This is a genomic window from Polaribacter sp. 2405UD43-2 (genome assembly GCF_058147125.1).
On the sequence record NZ_JBYVJX010000035.1, the window covers coordinates 1 to 288 of the forward strand.

1 pseudogene is annotated in these 288 nt (G+C 30.2%); it reads left to right on the plus strand.

What is annotated here, in order from left to right:
* Window positions 1-288 (plus strand): annotated as a pseudogene (locus ACY2RX_RS14645) (GTPase HflX); the annotation flags it as partial.

A 288-nucleotide genomic window follows, 5' to 3' on the forward strand; every position in this document is an offset into this window, starting at 1 on the left:
ATTGAATCTGTAAACTCAATTTTAGCAGATATAAATTGTGCAGACAAACCTACTTTAATGGTGTTTAATAAAATCGATGCGTACAAGTACGAACCCATTGATGAAGATGATTTAGTAACCGAAAAAGGAAAACAACATTACACTTTACAAGACTGGAAAAAAACGTGGATGAATGATTATGATGTAGCATCGATTTTTATTTCTGCTATAAATAAAGAAAATTTAGAGGAGGTTAAAGACAAAACCTATGAGGAAGTAAAAAAGATTCATATTCAGCGTTTTCCTTAT